The following is a 13,878-nucleotide window of genomic DNA, read 5'->3' on the forward strand; positions in this document are numbered from 1 at the left end:
GTTTTGGCCGGCAAATGGAGAGGATAAGATGAAACCTTTGGAAATAGACGTCTTTCTTTGCCGCAGCGACAATTTCGGGGTTCTCCTGCATGACCCCGAAAGCGGAGCGACCGCCGCCATCGACGCCCCGGAAGAAGGCCCTATCCTGCATGCTCTCGACGGCCACGGCTGGAAGCTCACCCATATTTTCACCACCCATCATCATCAGGACCACGTGGAAGCCAATCTGGCGCTGAAGGACAAGTTTCAGTGCGAAATTCACGGTCCCTATGATGAGGCTGTTGCAATACCCGGGCTCGACCGCTCGCAGGCCGATGGCGACGAATTCGAATTCGCCGGTCGCCGCGTTCAGATCATCGCCACACCCGGTCATACGGCGGGACATATCTGTTATTATATGCCGGATGACGGGCTGCTGTTTGCCGCCGATACGCTGTTCGCCATGGGCTGCGGTCGCCTGTTCGAACGCCCGGCGGCGGATATGTGGCACTCCTTCCAGAAACTCATTGCCCTGCCGGATGAGACCAAGGTCTATTTCGGCCATGAATATACGCTGACGAATGCCCGTTTCGCCTTGACCGTCGATCCCGACAATACCGTGCTGCGCGACCGCGCGGAGCAGGTGGAAAAGGCGCGGCAGGCGAATGAATTCACCATTCCCACCAGCATCGGGCTCGAAAAACAGACCAATCCCTATATGCGGGTGGCCGATCCCGGCATCCGCAAATATCTTGGCCTGGAAAGCGCCACCGATGCCGACGTCTTCGCGGAAATCCGCACGCGCAAGGACAATTTCTGATGGCAACCGATATATCGGCGCAGGCGATCATTCGTGAACTGGGGCTGGAGCCACATCCCGAGGGCGGTTTTTACCACCAGACTTTCCGTGACAAGGCCGGCGGCGAGCGCGGCCATTCCACGGCGATCTATTATCTCCTGGAAAAAGGCGAGCGCTCGCACTGGCATCGGGTCACCGATGCGGTCGAGGTCTGGCACTATTATGCCGGCGCGCCGATCGCGCTGCATCTTTCCCAGGACGGCCGGGAGGTGCAGACCTTCACGCTCGGCCCCGCCATTCTGGAAGGCGAGCGCCCGCAGGTGATCGTTCCCGCCAACTGCTGGCAATCGGCCGAAAGCCTCGGCGATTTCACCCTCGTCGGCTGCACCGTCTCGCCAGGCTTTGCCTTTTCGAGCTTTGTTATGGCCGAACCCGGCTGGTCGCCGGGCGATGCCCCGTAATTCTCAGCGCAATGCCGGCGGAATGAGCGGATGCCACTTGTTTCTTCTCCCCGGCGGGGAGAAGAACCGAACCGCACCGCCGTGTCACTTACCCCGCCATGCGCCAGCAATCAGCCGCCGTATTTCGTAGCGGTAATGTAGACCTGTCCCACCCGCGTCGGAATGATGGCGTAGACCGGCGCATAGACATCCATGTTGTTGGATTTCGCAAACCAGATCTCCATCGAAATGGATTTCAGATATTCGATATCCTTGCGCCCCTGCCGATAGCCCGACTTCGGCACATAACGCGCCTTGCAGACGATGGCGTCGCCATTAAAACCATTGGTCTTGAACGGCTTGGTGCCGCTGGAGCTCAAAACGAGATCAAGCCGCGATTCGCCGTCATAGATCGGCAGGCGAGTCGGGCAGATGCGGCCGCCGGCGGGAATGATGAGACCGGAAATCGGATCGAGAACCGAGCGCAGGTCGCGGTCCTTCACGTCAACCCAGTTGTCCGGCCGCGCCTTAGGCTCAGGCTTCACCGTCGTCGATGTGACGTTGCCGTTGCGATAGACGACGTCATAGGTGCGCACCCGCTTGCCGTCCTTGTAGACCAGCGAATATTCATTGGCCTGCAGCCGGTGGCCGCGCTTGGCGCCGGAAACCGTCGTCTTGCCGGAAATATCCTTGAGGATGCTGGCAAGGCCGGCGGCGCTGAAGGAACCGGAGATCGAATAATTCGGCCCATCCATGCGAGTCGAAAAACTTGCCCGCGCGATCGGCAAAATGCCGAGATTAATGCTGTATTCGCTTGTGTGGCGCGCTTCGGCGGCGAGCGAGGGGGAGACACCCGCAAGCGCCATGGTAGCGGCCATGAAAATGCTTTTTCCTCTGGCAATCATTTCGATATCACCTTAAATGAGGCGCGGAAGCGGCCTTATCGGGCGATCATATACGCTGACTTGTGGCAATAAAAAAGCGGATGCCGGTTGAAAACGCCGGAATTTCCTTTGATTTGCTCGCGGGCGGCTTGACTGTTAAGTCTCGTCTGACTATAGAACCGCAACTTTCCAATCATGGCCAGTTGGATTGCCACCCCGGTTTTGCCGGTGGCGAGCCAGTGGTGAAACAGACGAAACGAAATAGGTGTACCCATGTCCCGTGTATGCGAATTGACCGGCAAGGGCGTCCAGACGGGCAACAACGTCAGCCACGCCAACAACAAGACCAAGCGCCGGTTCCTTCCGAACCTCTGCCAGGTCACGTTGATCTCCGATGCTCTCGGCCAGCGCTTCCGCCTGCGTGTTTCCGCAGCCGCTCTGCGCTCCGTTGAACACCGTGGCGGCCTCGATGCCTTCCTTCTGAAGTCCGGCGAAAACGAACTGAGCATGCGCGCTCGTCTCCTGCGCCGCCAGATCGCCAAGAAGACTGCTGAAGCTGCTTAATAGCGGTTTCGACATCATCTGATATTCAGAGGGCTTGAATGGCTTTTGCCGCTCAAGCCTTTTGTTTGTTTTAGATTTTCGTTGCATCGAGTTTTGCGGAAACCGTTTGAGACGTTTCGCGCCGATGCTTGGCTCCAACTGGTGGCATCACCCAGGATAAAAAAATGCCCTATCTGCGCTATACGCTTATCTATGTTCTGCTGATGACGCTCGTCGTCGTGGCTTCCAATATTCTGGTGCAATACCCGCTTTCCGGCTCGTTGTTCGGCGTCAATCTCGGCGACCTTCTGACCTGGGGCGCCTTTACCTATCCGATCGCGTTCCTTGTTACCGATCTGACCAACCGCCAGTTCGGTCCGTCCATCGCGCGTCGCGTCGTGCTTGCGGGCTTCGTCGTCGGCGTCACGCTGTCCTTCTGGACATCCATCCCGCGCATCGCTGTTGCTTCCGGCACCGCCTATCTCATCGGCCAACTGCTGGATATTTCCGTGTTCAACCGCCTGCGCCGCCAGCGCTGGTGGCATGCGCCGCTGGCCGGCTCCATGCTTGGCTCGGTGCTGGATACGGCTCTGTTCTTCTCAATCGCCTTTGCCGCGAGCTTCTCCTTTGTCGGCCCCAATGATGCCTTCGCCATCGAAAGCGCGCCGCTGCTCGGCATCTTCGCTCTGGAAGCCCCCCGGTGGATTTCCTGGGCGCTGGGCGATCTTTCGGTGAAGGTCCTTGTCGGCCTCGTCATGCTGCTGCCTTATGGCGCGCTGATGAACACGCTGAAGCCCATGCCAGGCACCGTCAAACCGAGCTGATATTTTCCGTCAGCGGGATTTGTGGCCGGGGGATGCACGACCAGATCACGCTTGCAAACCCACGGGTGGCGTTGCAATCTGCCGTCCGTGGCAAAGCTCGGAGGCGGATCGGCATGCAGATCAAGGACGTTATCGACATTGTGGATGCGACGAGCGCCACGCTTTCGGGCTCCAGCTTCGATAACGTCAATCTGTCGGGGACGGTCTTCAACAATGTCAATCTGGCCGGCACACGCTTCAATGACATCAACTTTTCCGGTGCGTCGTTTACGGACAGCAACATGTCCGGCTGGTCGATCGATGACGTCAATTTTACCGGACTGAAGCTGAGCAACACGAACCTCTCCGGCGCGCAGATAACGGCGTGCCGAATGACCGGCATGAAGATCGACGGCATTCCGGTCGAGGATCTCCTGGCTGCCTACAAGGCGGCACAGGAGCAGGCCTGATATTCACTCCACCAGCTTGAATTCCAGCATCAGATTGCGCTGGAGAAACGAGTGGTTGTCATCGGAAACGATGATGAGGCGCGTCGAGCCGTCCGGCCCCTTCACCACATCCATGCCTTCCATATTGTCGATCTGGTAGGCCATGCCCGCTTCCATGAGGATTTCGCCATCCACCACAGCACCCGGCCGGATATCGGCCCCACGGATGCGGCGGATGCGCATGCCGACGCCTTCGGCGAAATTGAACCGGCGCTCCAGAAGCAGCAGATCACCATTTGGCAGGAAAGCGCCGTCCGTCACGTCGAATGACGGGTGATGGGTGACGGCGAATGTGCCCTTCAGCGGGCCTTCCAATATGGCGGCGAGAAGATTGCCGTCAGCATCGATGCTTTTTTCAGCCACCACGACGAGAGAGCCGGCGAGGGGCGAATCGGCCGGTGATACTGCCAGCGCCTCCATGCCGCCATTGTGGCGTAACTCGTTATTGGGAATGAGATGCGGCAGACGGCCGAGCGGTTTCGAGGTAGCGAAGCCTGGATCGGGATAGATATCGATCCTGTGACGTTGCTCGTAACTGACCAAAACCTTGCCGTCGCGCAGCGCCAGCCCTTCGGCATCCATCTCCATCTTGCGCGGCGGTTCGCGGCCGCTCATATCCAGCATGGGGGTGATACGGACTTCAGCAAGGCCAGACAGCGCCCCGACAGCGTCACGCGTGACTCTGCCCGTCAGCCAATGGCCGGTATCCAGCACCGCAATGAAATCCTCCCCGTTTGGGCGGAAGCGGATGGAGGATATGGCCCCGAACAGTTTTTCCGGCGCGCTCATTACCATGCCGCCGACAAATTCCAGCTTGCCGAAACGTTTCTCGCTGGTGCCGACTTCGAAAGAAGACAGAAGACGCGCACTCACCGGCACATCGATGGTCGAAGCGCCGATGGAAACCGGGAACAACGATGCGGCCGCCAGAATGGCGGCCATTGAGAGCGTTTTACAGGCGGAGAGAGCCCGGCCCCGCTTATCCCGCACGGCGAACCCTGCGGGACGAACCGGAAGCGCTGCTCGTATCCTCGAAGAGCGCTGCGAGCTGCTCGGTCATCGCGCCCGCCAGTTCGTCGGCATCCACGATGGTCACGGCGCGACGATAATAACGTGTCACGTCATGGCCGATACCGATTGCCAGCAGTTCCACCGGCGACCGTGTCTCGATCTGCTCGATGACGGCGCGCAGGTGCCGTTCCAGATAGTTGCCCGGATTGACCGACAGGGTCGAATCGTCGACCGGCGCACCGTCCGAGATCATCATCATGATCTTGCGCTGCTCGGGGCGACCGATCAGACGGTTATGCGCCCACATCAACGCCTCACCGTCGATGTTTTCCTTCAGCAGGCCTTCGCGCATCATCAGGCCGAGATTGCGTCGCGCGCGCCGCCACGGGGCATCCGCCGATTTGTAGATGATGTGCCGCAGATCATTGAGACGGCCGGGCGAAGCCGGCTTGCCGCTGGCCAGCCATTGCTCACGCGATTGCCCGCCCTTCCACGCCTTGGTGGTGAAGCCCAGAATTTCCACCTTCACGCCCGAGCGCTCCAGCGTGCGCGCCAGAATATCCGCGCAGGTGGCCGCAACAGTGATGGGCCGGCCGCGCATCGAACCGGAATTGTCGATGACGAGCGACACGACGGTATCGCGGAACTTGGTGTCGCGTTCCTTCTTGAAGGAGAGCGGCTGCATGGGATCGATGATGAGCCTGACGAGGCGAGCCGGATCGAGATAACCCTCTTCCAGATCGAAATCCCACGAACGGTTCTGCTGCGCCATCAGGCGGCGCTGCAGCCGGTTCGCTAAGCGCCCGACCGCACCCTGAAGATGGGCGAGCTGCTTGTCGAGGAAGGCGCGCAGACGATCAAGCTCGGCCTCGTCACACAATTCCTCGGCGTGGATTTCCTCGTCGAATTCCTGCGTGAAGATGCGGTAATCGACCTTTTCATTAAAGTCGTCGAAGGGGCTGTTGGGGCGGCGGGTCTCGCCGGGCGTTTCGGAATCCTCGTCGAGATCGTCGGACATCTCCTCGTCCGACATCTCGGCGCCGTCCATCTCGCCTTCTTCCATTTCCTCCTGCGAGGCCTCGTTTTCATCGGCGGGCGTCGCGTCCGAGCCGGCCTCTTCCTCGACCTGCTCTTCTTCCGTCTCGTTGGTGCGCGGCTGGTCCTCGTTGGACTCCGCTTCCTGACTGTCAGGCTCGTTATCCTCGTCGCCGAAATCTTCCGCCATCTGCATGGAGGTCAGCATCTTGCGCACCAGTCGCGAAAACGCCTTCTGGTCGGTGATGACGCTGGAGAGATCCTTGAGATCGCCGGCGGCCTTGTCCTCGATGAAATCGCGCCACAGATCGACAACCTTGCCGGCGCTTTCCGGCGGCTTTTCGCCCGTCAGCTTCTCGCGCACCAGAAGCGCCACGGCTTCGGCGAGCGGCGCGTCGTCCTTGTTGGTGATGCCGGCGAAGTTGGCCTTGGCGTATTTTTCCGTGTTCATGGCCTGGATGTTGGAGGCCATGCCCGGCATGCGCAGCGCGCCGATCGATTCCACGCGCGCCTGTTCAACCGCGTCGAAGATCAGCCGCGCCTCGGCGCCCTGCGGCGACATCACCGCATGCGTGTCGGCGTCATGGCAGGCGAGGCGCAGCGCCATGGAATCACCGAGGCCGCGGGTGATCGCGATTTCCTGTGCGGTCGGTTTCTTGGAGATTTCCGGCAGGCGCATGCGCTCACCGGCAAGGCCCGGCCGCTCATTGGCGAAGACGACCTCGACCTCGGCATCGCCGGCAACGGATCGCACACATCCGGCAATCGCCTGACGCAACGGCTCCGTATCAACAGCCGTACCCGGTTTTGCTCTGGAATTGTCGCCGCGCGCTGCCATTGTCTTTCCTGTCATTTGCCGACGCGTGGAGACCGCCCATCGATATGTGCGCGGTCTGCCGGCGTCTTCAAGTCATCGAAATCGTCTCCGGACAAGCCGGGGACGATCAGGCGCTGAGAACGACGTTCGCAGCGCTTTCCTTCAGCTCGACGCCAAAGGCCCGCTGATATTGTTCGGCCACCAGCGTGCGCTCAAGCTCGTCGCACTTGTTGAGGAAGGTCACACGGAAGGCAAAGGCGAGATCGCCGAAGATTTCCGCATTTTCCGCCCAGGTGATGACGGTACGCGGGCTCATGACGGTGGAAAGATCGCCATTGACGAAGGCCGAACGGGTGAGATCGGCCACGCGCACCATCTTGGAAACGGTTTCGCGTCCCTTCGGATTGTCGAGGCTCTTCACCTTGGCGGCGATGATGTTCACTTCCTGCTCATGCGGCAGGTAGTTCAGCGTCGTGACGATGGACCAGCGGTCCATCTGCGCCTGGTTGATCTGCTGCGTGCCGTGGTAAAGACCCGTCGTATCGCCAAGGCCGACCGTGTTGGCGGTCGCGAAAATGCGGAAGGCCGGGTGAGGACGGATGACGCGGCTCTGGTCGAGCAGGGTCAGGCGGCCCGAGGATTCCAGCACGCGCTGGATAACGAACATGACATCCGGACGGCCGGCATCATATTCGTCGAAGACGAGCGCGACATTGTGCTGGTAGGCCCAGGGCAGAATGCCGTCCTTGAATTCGGTAACCTGCTTGCCGTCTTTCAGGACGATGGCGTCCTTGCCGACGAGGTCGATACGGCTGACGTGGCTGTCGAGGTTGACGCGCACGCAGGGCCAATTGAGGCGGGCAGCCACCTGCTCGATATGGGTGGACTTACCGGTGCCGTGGAAACCGGAGACCATGACACGTCGGTTGTGAGCAAAACCGGCAAGGATCGCGAGTGTCGTATCGCGGTCGAACAGATAGTCGGGATCAAGGTCAGGCACATAGGCGTCGCCCTGCGAATAGGCGGGGACCCGCAGATCCGTATCAATGCCGAAAACCTCCCGCACGGACACCGTCGTGTCGGGCAGGTTGGAAATATCAAGGTCGATTTTGCTCATCACGTCTCCAAGGCGGGCGGCAGCCACCCGGCCACATCATCAATCAGGCGGTAAACACGTAAGTTGGCTTAGCAGAAACCTGACTGCTTTAACAATTGATATGCTTGAACAACAGCCCGAAAACGCTCTTCCGAACCACGATCGCCACCATTAGCATCAGGATGATGCTTTTTGACAAGCTCCTTGTAGCGCCTTTTTATGTCTTCCTGCTTTGCGCTGGAAGAAAGACCGAGCGTATCGAAGGCTTTTGCCTCCAGCGTCTTCAATTTGCGGTCCTGCTGCAGGCGGGTGCCGCCTGCCTTTGCGCCGCCCGCAAAACCGCCGGCAAAGCCGAAAGGATCGCGGATACGGGCATTGCCGCTGGCCGTGCCGGAACGCAGCGTGGAATGCAGCGGGCTGTCGCGGGCCGTCTTGTTGACGCCGACCGTCCAGGTGGGGCGATGACCGGTGATCGCTTCCTTCTGGTAGCGGGCAATCTCGCTGTCGGAGAGGCCGGAAAAATAATTATAGCCCTTGTTGTATTCCTTCACGTGCTCAAAACAGAACAGGAAGAATTGCCCCTCGGCATTGCGGCCGACGGGTGCCCGGTGAATGCCCGGTTTGTCGCATCCGTCCCACTGGCAGGTGGGGGCCTGAACCTCAGGTTCCCGCTCCCTTTTCCGGCGCGTGCGGATGCGATCGAAATATTTCGAATCCAGTTTCATGATGCCCTGATTATGGGGTGCGAAAAGCTGCACAACAAGAATTGACAAAGCGGAATGTTGCTGGCTTTTAGGTAGCCCCCTTCAAGACCAGCCAACGAGAATGGAGCCCGTCGCATGTCCCTGCGAGAACGCATAGAAACCAAGCTCCGGGAGAGCTTTTCACCCGAGCGCCTGAGGGTCGTCGATGAAAGCCAGATGCATGCGGGCCACCAGCCGGATATGACCGGCACAGGCGAGACGCATATGCGTGTTCAGATAGTATCCGAAAGCTTTTCCGGCAAGTCTCGCGTCGAACGCCACCGGGCGATCAACGCACTTTTGAAGCCGGAACTCGACGCGGGGCTGCATGCGCTGGCGATCGAGGCGGCGGCGCCGGGGGAAGCGGTGCGGTTCTAGTTTTAACCACGCAACATTGCTTTCGTATTTCCGGGCTAAAAATCCAGTTGGTGCAAAGATTCTGCATTCCAAGAGAGAACCTTAACTCGACGGATTACCCAAATGTCGATAGCAGCCAGCCCTTCGCTCCGCATCGCCATCATCGGCAACAGCGGATCCGGCAAAAGCAGTCTCGCCGCAAAAGCCGGTTCGGCGCTGAAATTGCCCTTTTACGATCTCGATCGCCTTCACTGGGAGGAGGATGGCCGCAAACGGGACGAGGCGGAAGCCAGACTTCTGGTGGCCCGGCATGCCAATACCAGCGACTGGATCATCGAAGGGGTCTATGGCTGGCTGGTTGAAACGGCGTTGCCGCGCGCGAAGGTGCTGATATGGCTCGACCTCCCCTGGGCAGAATGCCGCGAGGGCCTGTTGCGGCGCGGAGCGCAGCACGGCGAGACCGAAAGCGATCAGGCGGCACTTCTGGCTTGGGCAGGAGATTATTGGACGCGGACGACGTCATCCTCCTTTGCGGGACATTTGCAGCTTTATGAAACCTTCGGCGGCGGCAAAATCCGATTTCAAAGGCGTGCAGATGTGTCGACGATGCCGCTGCAAACGATAGGACGCCTTGCCAGCGAGACCGGCGCCTTTTGACCGCGTGGCGCCGGGGATAACTTAACCCGGATGCTTCTCCGACAGGAAGGACTGCACCTCGGACGCCGCAACATCGTCAGCCACGAAGGACTGACCAATACCGTGGGTGAGGATGAAGGTGAGCTTGCCGCCCTTGACCTTCTTGTCCTGCCCGATCGCCGTCATCAGCGTTTCGACCGGCGGCAGTTCACCGGGAATATCCTTCATCGTTGTCGGCAGGCCAACTGCCTTCAGATGCGCTTCGACGCGGGCCGCATCATCAGGGCTTGCGAGGTTCAGGCGTGCGGAGAACTGGTGCGCCAGCACCATGCCGATGGCGACGCCTTCGCCGTGAACCAGCCGCTTGCTGTCATAATTGGTCGCCGCTTCCAGCGCATGGCCGAAGGTGTGGCCGAGATTGAGAAGGGCGCGCACGCCGTTTTCTTTCTCGTCGGCCACCACCACATCGGCCTTGGCCTGGCAGCTGGTCGCAATCGCCTGGATGCGGGCAGGGCCGCCGGTGCGGATTTCATCCCAGTTCTTTTCCAGCCAGAAGAAGAAATCCGGCTTGTCGATCAGGCCATATTTGACGACTTCGGCATAACCGGCGCGGAACTCCCGCGGGCTCAGCGTATCGAGCACCGCCGTATCCGCCAGCACCAGATCGGGCTGGTGGAAAACGCCGACGAGGTTCTTGCCGTGGCGGGTGTTGATGCCGGTCTTGCCGCCGACGGAAGAATCGACCTGCGCCAGCAGCGAGGTCGGTATCTGCACGAAGCGCACACCGCGGCGCACGATGCCCGCCGCAAAACCGGCGAGATCGCCGATAACGCCGCCGCCGAGTGCGATCACCGCATCGTTACGCTCCACTCTTGCTGCCAGAACCGCATCGCAGACGGTGACCAGATGCTCGAAGCTCTTGGTCTTTTCGCCAGCCGGCAGGGTGAGCGAAACGGCCTCGATGCCATCAGTCTGCAGGCCATCCATCAAACCTTCGAGATAAAGCGGCGCGACATGTTCATCGGTGATGATCGCCGCGCGCCTGCCCTTCAGCCGCGCCGAAATTTCACCGCCCGCCCGGCCGATCAGGCCAGGCCCGATCAGAATGTCATAGGCGCGCTCGCCGAGCGGCACATGGACGAGACGTTCATCGGCGTGGATTTCGGAAGGCGTCATGGTGTCAGTCTTTCTGTTCGATGCCGGCTATGGCGGTCAACACTTCGGTCACGATGATTTCCTTGCGGACATCACGGGATTCGATGGTCATGTCCGCTTCCGCATAAATCGGGTAGCGCTTCTCCATCAGCGCCGCCAGGGTGGCCTTGGGATTTTCGGTCTTGAGAAGCGGACGGTGGTCGCGCTTGTTGACCCTTTCCCACAACACCTCGAGATCGGCCTTCAGCCAAAATGAAATGCCGCCGCGCGTAATGTGCCGGCGGGTATTGTCGTTGATGAAGGCGCCGCCGCCGGTGGAGATGACCTTGGGGCCTCCGCGCAGCAGGCGCTTGATGACCCGCGTTTCCAGCGCACGGAACTCCTCTTCGCCATAGGTGGCGAAAAGTTCCGATATCGTCATGCGCGATACGCGCTCGATTTCGACATCCGTATCAATGAACGGAACCTTGAGCTGCTGGGCGACCATGCGGCCCACCGCCGACTTTCCAGCCCCCATCAGCCCGACGAAGACGATGTTGCGCCGTCCGAGCTTTGCCCGCGCTTGCTCCCCGAGTGTGGCCGGGACGGATAAATTCGTTTCATTCATAAATTTGAAAGCCCGTTTGGCATGGATATCTGCAAATGTTTACGAAGCGTCAAGCCAAATTGCTGACTGAATTGCGGTGAATCACAATCATCGCCGCATGCGGCACGGGGCGGAGCGGCCATTTTGATCTTGTCGCCGCTTTCGCCGCACCGCATATAGATTTCGACCGCCACCCTTACGGAGCCGCCATGCCCACCCTCTTCCGCTTCACGATGATACTGGCGACCATCGCGGGGCTGATCTATGGCGGCATGGTGCTGCTCGTCATGGTCGTCAAGCCGCGCGACCGCGAGGTGACTGTACGCATCCCCTCCGAGCGGCTGAACCCGCCGGCGACAGAACCGGCAAGGCGCACCCCATGAGCGGGCAACCGACGACAGGGCGCGACGGCGCGCGGCTCGAAAGTTTTCTGGAAATGATGAGCGCCGAGCGCGGCGCCGCCGCCAACACGCTCTCTTCCTATGAGCGCGACCTTGTCGATCTCAGTGAATTTCTCAGCCACCGCGGCCAGTCATTGACCGATGCCGCGACACCAGACCTTTCCGCGTACCTGACCCACCTTTCCGCTCAGGGCTTTGCCGCAACCTCGCAGGCAAGACGCCTTTCCTCCATGCGGCAGTTTTATCGCTTTCTTTATTCGGAAGGGCTGCGCGGTGACGACCCGACCGGCATCATCGATGCGCCCAAGAAAGGCCTCGCCCTGCCGAAAACGATGAGCGTCGCCGATGTGAACAGGCTACTTGGGCTCGCGGCGCAAGAGGCTGCAACCGCAGGTCCCGGCCAGCTTGCCCGCATCCGCATGCATCTGCTGCTTGAGCTGCTTTATGCCACCGGCATGCGTGTCAGCGAACTCGTGTCCTTGCCCGTCAAGGTGCTGCGCCAGGAAGGCCGCTTCCTGATGATCCGCGGCAAGGGCAACAAGGACCGCATGGTTCTTCTTTCCCGTGCCGCCATCGAGGCGATGGAAAAATACGAGGCAGCCCGAAAGGCGCTCGTGCAGGAAAAAGACAAGGCGCCGAAAAAGGCCGAAGCCACGGAGAGCCCATGGCTCTTTCCTTCCAGCAGCAGGCAAGGGCACCTACCCCGCCAGGTCTTCGCGCGCGACCTCAAGGACATCGCCATTCGCGCGGGTCTGACCCCGTCCGTGATATCGCCGCATGTGCTGCGCCACGCCTTTGCCAGCCACCTTCTGCAGAACGGTGCGGATCTGCGCGCGGTGCAGGAACTGCTCGGCCATTCCGACATTTCAACGACACAAATCTATACACATGTGCTGGAAGAACGCTTGCAAGAGCTGGTACAAACACATCACCCCCTTGCCAAACAGGGTAAAAACCTTGATTAGAGCGACCGGAACCGCCGGATAATCCGGTCAAACCTTGCGCAAAACGATCGGAAACGGATCTCATGCACAATTATCTCGACTTCGAAAAACCTATCTCGGACCTTGAGGGCAAGATCATCGAGCTGAAGAAGCTTGCCGATGAAGACGAGAGCATAGACACCTCGGAGGAGATCAACCGTCTGGAATCGCGCGTCAACGACGCGATGCAGGACATCTATTCCAAGCTGAACGCCTGGCAGAAAACGCAGGTCGCGCGCCATCCGCAGCGTCCGCATTTTGTCGATTATGCCAAAGCGCTGTTCACCGATTTCACGCCGCTCGCCGGTGACCGCAAATTTGCCGAAGACGCCGCCATCCAGGCGGGCCTTGCCCGATTCAACGGCCAGCCCGTCGCCATCATCGGCCAGGAAAAGGGCAATGACACCAAAAGCCGCCTGAAGCACAATTTCGGCAGCCCGCGTCCGGAAGGTTACCGCAAGGCGATCCGCGTGCTGGAACTGGCTGACCGCTTCTCGCTGCCGGTCGTGACCCTCATCGATACCGCTGGTGCCTATCCCGGTGTCGGCGCAGAAGAGCGCGGTCAGGCAGAAGCCATCGCCCGCTCGACGGAAATGTGCCTCAATGTCAAGGTGCCGATCGTCTCCGTCGTCATCGGCGAAGGCGGCTCGGGCGGCGCAATCGCGATCGCCACCGGCAACCGCGTCTACATGCTCGAACATGCGATCTATTCGGTGATCTCGCCGGAAGGTGCCGCCTCCATTCTCTGGCGCGATTCGACCCGCGCCAAGGAAGCCGCGACCAACATGAAGATCACGTCGGAAGATCTGAAGTCGCTCGGAGTCATCGACGGAATCATTCCGGAGCCGATCGGCGGCGCGCATCGCGCCCCGGAAACCGTCATCAATGCAACCGGTGACGTCATCGCCAAGGCTTTGGCCGATCTTTCCCAGCGTTCCGGCACACAGCTGCGCGCCGAACGCCGCCAGAAATTCCTGGATATCGGCCGGAACCTTTAAGCCCGGCCTTATTTTCCTTGAATATCGCCCCAACTCGGCCATAGTCCGGTCACATCAAAAGATGTATCGGCGGCCGCGGGGGCGGATCCGATTTGAGTTAAGA

General features: G+C 60.0%; 18 protein-coding genes. 10 read left to right on the forward strand and 8 right to left on the reverse strand.

The window, feature by feature from the left end; all coding sequences use genetic code 11:
• Window positions 1-28 precede the first annotated feature (28 nt).
• A complete protein-coding gene (gloB, locus tag MRBLRC7O_RS17480; RefSeq protein WP_060724966.1) occupies window positions 29-799 on the forward strand; it encodes a hydroxyacylglutathione hydrolase in 771 nt (256 codons plus the stop codon).
• Window positions 799-1,239, forward strand: coding sequence for a cupin domain-containing protein (locus MRBLRC7O_RS17485; RefSeq protein ID WP_060724967.1), 441 nt, complete (start codon window positions 799-801; stop codon window positions 1,237-1,239). The genes gloB and MRBLRC7O_RS17485 overlap by 1 nt, the downstream gene beginning before the upstream one ends.
• Before the next feature lie 110 nt (window positions 1,240-1,349).
• Here MRBLRC7O_RS17485 and MRBLRC7O_RS17490 read toward each other — a convergent pair whose 3' ends face one another.
• Window positions 1,350-2,123, reverse strand: a complete 774-nt coding sequence (locus tag MRBLRC7O_RS17490; protein WP_003509889.1) for a DUF3108 domain-containing protein — start codon at window positions 2,121-2,123, stop codon at window positions 1,350-1,352.
• A gap of 35 nt (window positions 2,124-2,158) precedes the next feature.
• Complete coding sequence (locus MRBLRC7O_RS17495; RefSeq protein ID WP_143242746.1) at window positions 2,159-2,377, reverse strand: hypothetical protein; 219 nt, start codon at window positions 2,375-2,377, stop codon at window positions 2,159-2,161.
• Between MRBLRC7O_RS17495 and rpmB the strand changes: the two genes are divergently transcribed.
• The 3 genes from rpmB to MRBLRC7O_RS17510 all read left to right on the forward strand — a co-directional run bounded on the left by rpmB (window position 2,376) and on the right by MRBLRC7O_RS17510 (window position 3,918).
• Complete coding sequence (gene rpmB / locus MRBLRC7O_RS17500; RefSeq protein WP_003509888.1) at window positions 2,376-2,666, forward strand: 50S ribosomal protein L28; 291 nt, start codon at window positions 2,376-2,378, stop codon at window positions 2,664-2,666. The genes MRBLRC7O_RS17495 and rpmB overlap by 2 nt on opposite strands.
• A gap of 164 nt (window positions 2,667-2,830) precedes the next feature.
• A complete protein-coding gene (locus tag MRBLRC7O_RS17505) occupies window positions 2,831-3,469 on the forward strand; it encodes a queuosine precursor transporter (RefSeq protein ID WP_080866939.1) in 639 nt (212 codons plus the stop codon).
• Window positions 3,470-3,582: 113 nt separating this feature from the next.
• On the forward strand, window positions 3,583-3,918 hold the full coding sequence (locus MRBLRC7O_RS17510; protein WP_020811446.1) for a pentapeptide repeat-containing protein: 336 nt from the start codon (window positions 3,583-3,585) through the stop codon (window positions 3,916-3,918).
• Between the two features lie 3 nt (window positions 3,919-3,921).
• Here MRBLRC7O_RS17510 and MRBLRC7O_RS17515 read toward each other — a convergent pair whose 3' ends face one another.
• From MRBLRC7O_RS17515 to MRBLRC7O_RS17530, 4 genes are all read right to left on the reverse strand, one after another.
• Window positions 3,922-4,899 carry an esterase-like activity of phytase family protein gene (locus MRBLRC7O_RS17515; protein ID WP_162706179.1) on the reverse strand — a complete coding sequence of 326 codons (978 nt, stop codon included), beginning with the start codon at window positions 4,897-4,899 and terminating at the stop codon, window positions 3,922-3,924.
• A gap of 37 nt (window positions 4,900-4,936) precedes the next feature.
• Window positions 4,937-6,841 carry a cobaltochelatase subunit CobT gene (cobT, locus tag MRBLRC7O_RS17520; protein WP_026364031.1) on the reverse strand — a complete coding sequence of 635 codons (1,905 nt, stop codon included), beginning with the start codon at window positions 6,839-6,841 and terminating at the stop codon, window positions 4,937-4,939.
• A gap of 106 nt (window positions 6,842-6,947) precedes the next feature.
• Window positions 6,948-7,937: a cobaltochelatase subunit CobS gene (gene cobS / locus MRBLRC7O_RS17525; protein ID WP_080866941.1), complete on the reverse strand. Its 990-nt coding sequence runs from the start codon at window positions 7,935-7,937 to the stop codon at window positions 6,948-6,950.
• A gap of 68 nt (window positions 7,938-8,005) precedes the next feature.
• Window positions 8,006-8,641, reverse strand: a complete 636-nt coding sequence (locus MRBLRC7O_RS17530; protein WP_020012181.1) for a J domain-containing protein — start codon at window positions 8,639-8,641, stop codon at window positions 8,006-8,008.
• A 114-nt stretch (window positions 8,642-8,755) separates the two neighbouring features.
• Between MRBLRC7O_RS17530 and MRBLRC7O_RS17535 the strand changes: the two genes are divergently transcribed.
• Both MRBLRC7O_RS17535 and MRBLRC7O_RS17540 read left to right on the forward strand, forming a co-directional pair.
• Window positions 8,756-9,037, forward strand: coding sequence for a BolA family protein (locus tag MRBLRC7O_RS17535; RefSeq protein ID WP_003509873.1), 282 nt, complete (start codon window positions 8,756-8,758; stop codon window positions 9,035-9,037).
• 102 nt (window positions 9,038-9,139) lie between these two features.
• Complete coding sequence (locus MRBLRC7O_RS17540; protein WP_003509872.1) at window positions 9,140-9,673, forward strand: P-loop NTPase family protein; 534 nt, start codon at window positions 9,140-9,142, stop codon at window positions 9,671-9,673.
• A 21-nt stretch (window positions 9,674-9,694) separates the two neighbouring features.
• On the opposite strand, the gene aroB is transcribed toward MRBLRC7O_RS17540, so the two are convergent.
• Window positions 9,695-10,828, reverse strand: a complete 1,134-nt coding sequence (aroB, locus tag MRBLRC7O_RS17545; RefSeq protein ID WP_003509871.1) for a 3-dehydroquinate synthase — start codon at window positions 10,826-10,828, stop codon at window positions 9,695-9,697.
• Window positions 10,829-10,832: 4 nt separating this feature from the next.
• On the reverse strand, window positions 10,833-11,414 hold the full coding sequence (locus MRBLRC7O_RS17550; RefSeq protein WP_003509869.1) for a shikimate kinase: 582 nt from the start codon (window positions 11,412-11,414) through the stop codon (window positions 10,833-10,835).
• Window positions 11,415-11,602: 188 nt separating this feature from the next.
• Here MRBLRC7O_RS17550 and MRBLRC7O_RS17555 point away from each other — a divergent pair, with 188 nt between their 5' ends.
• From MRBLRC7O_RS17555 to MRBLRC7O_RS17565, 3 genes are all read left to right on the forward strand, one after another.
• Entirely contained in the window at window positions 11,603-11,776 is a 174-nt protein-coding gene (locus MRBLRC7O_RS17555; RefSeq protein WP_003509868.1) for a hypothetical protein, read from the forward strand.
• Window positions 11,773-12,759, forward strand: coding sequence for a site-specific tyrosine recombinase XerD (gene xerD, locus MRBLRC7O_RS17560; RefSeq protein ID WP_003509866.1), 987 nt, complete (start codon window positions 11,773-11,775; stop codon window positions 12,757-12,759). Before MRBLRC7O_RS17555 ends, xerD begins: the two co-directional genes overlap by 4 nt.
• 62 nt (window positions 12,760-12,821) lie before the next feature.
• Window positions 12,822-13,775 (forward strand): acetyl-CoA carboxylase carboxyltransferase subunit alpha, encoded by a 954-nt coding sequence (locus MRBLRC7O_RS17565; RefSeq protein ID WP_003509864.1) that lies wholly within the window; start codon window positions 12,822-12,824, stop codon window positions 13,773-13,775.
• Window positions 13,776-13,878 lie beyond the last annotated feature (103 nt).

It is taken from the genome of Agrobacterium radiobacter (assembly GCF_040801995.1).
In the GTDB taxonomy this organism is placed as follows: domain Bacteria; phylum Pseudomonadota; class Alphaproteobacteria; order Rhizobiales; family Rhizobiaceae; genus Agrobacterium; species Agrobacterium radiobacter.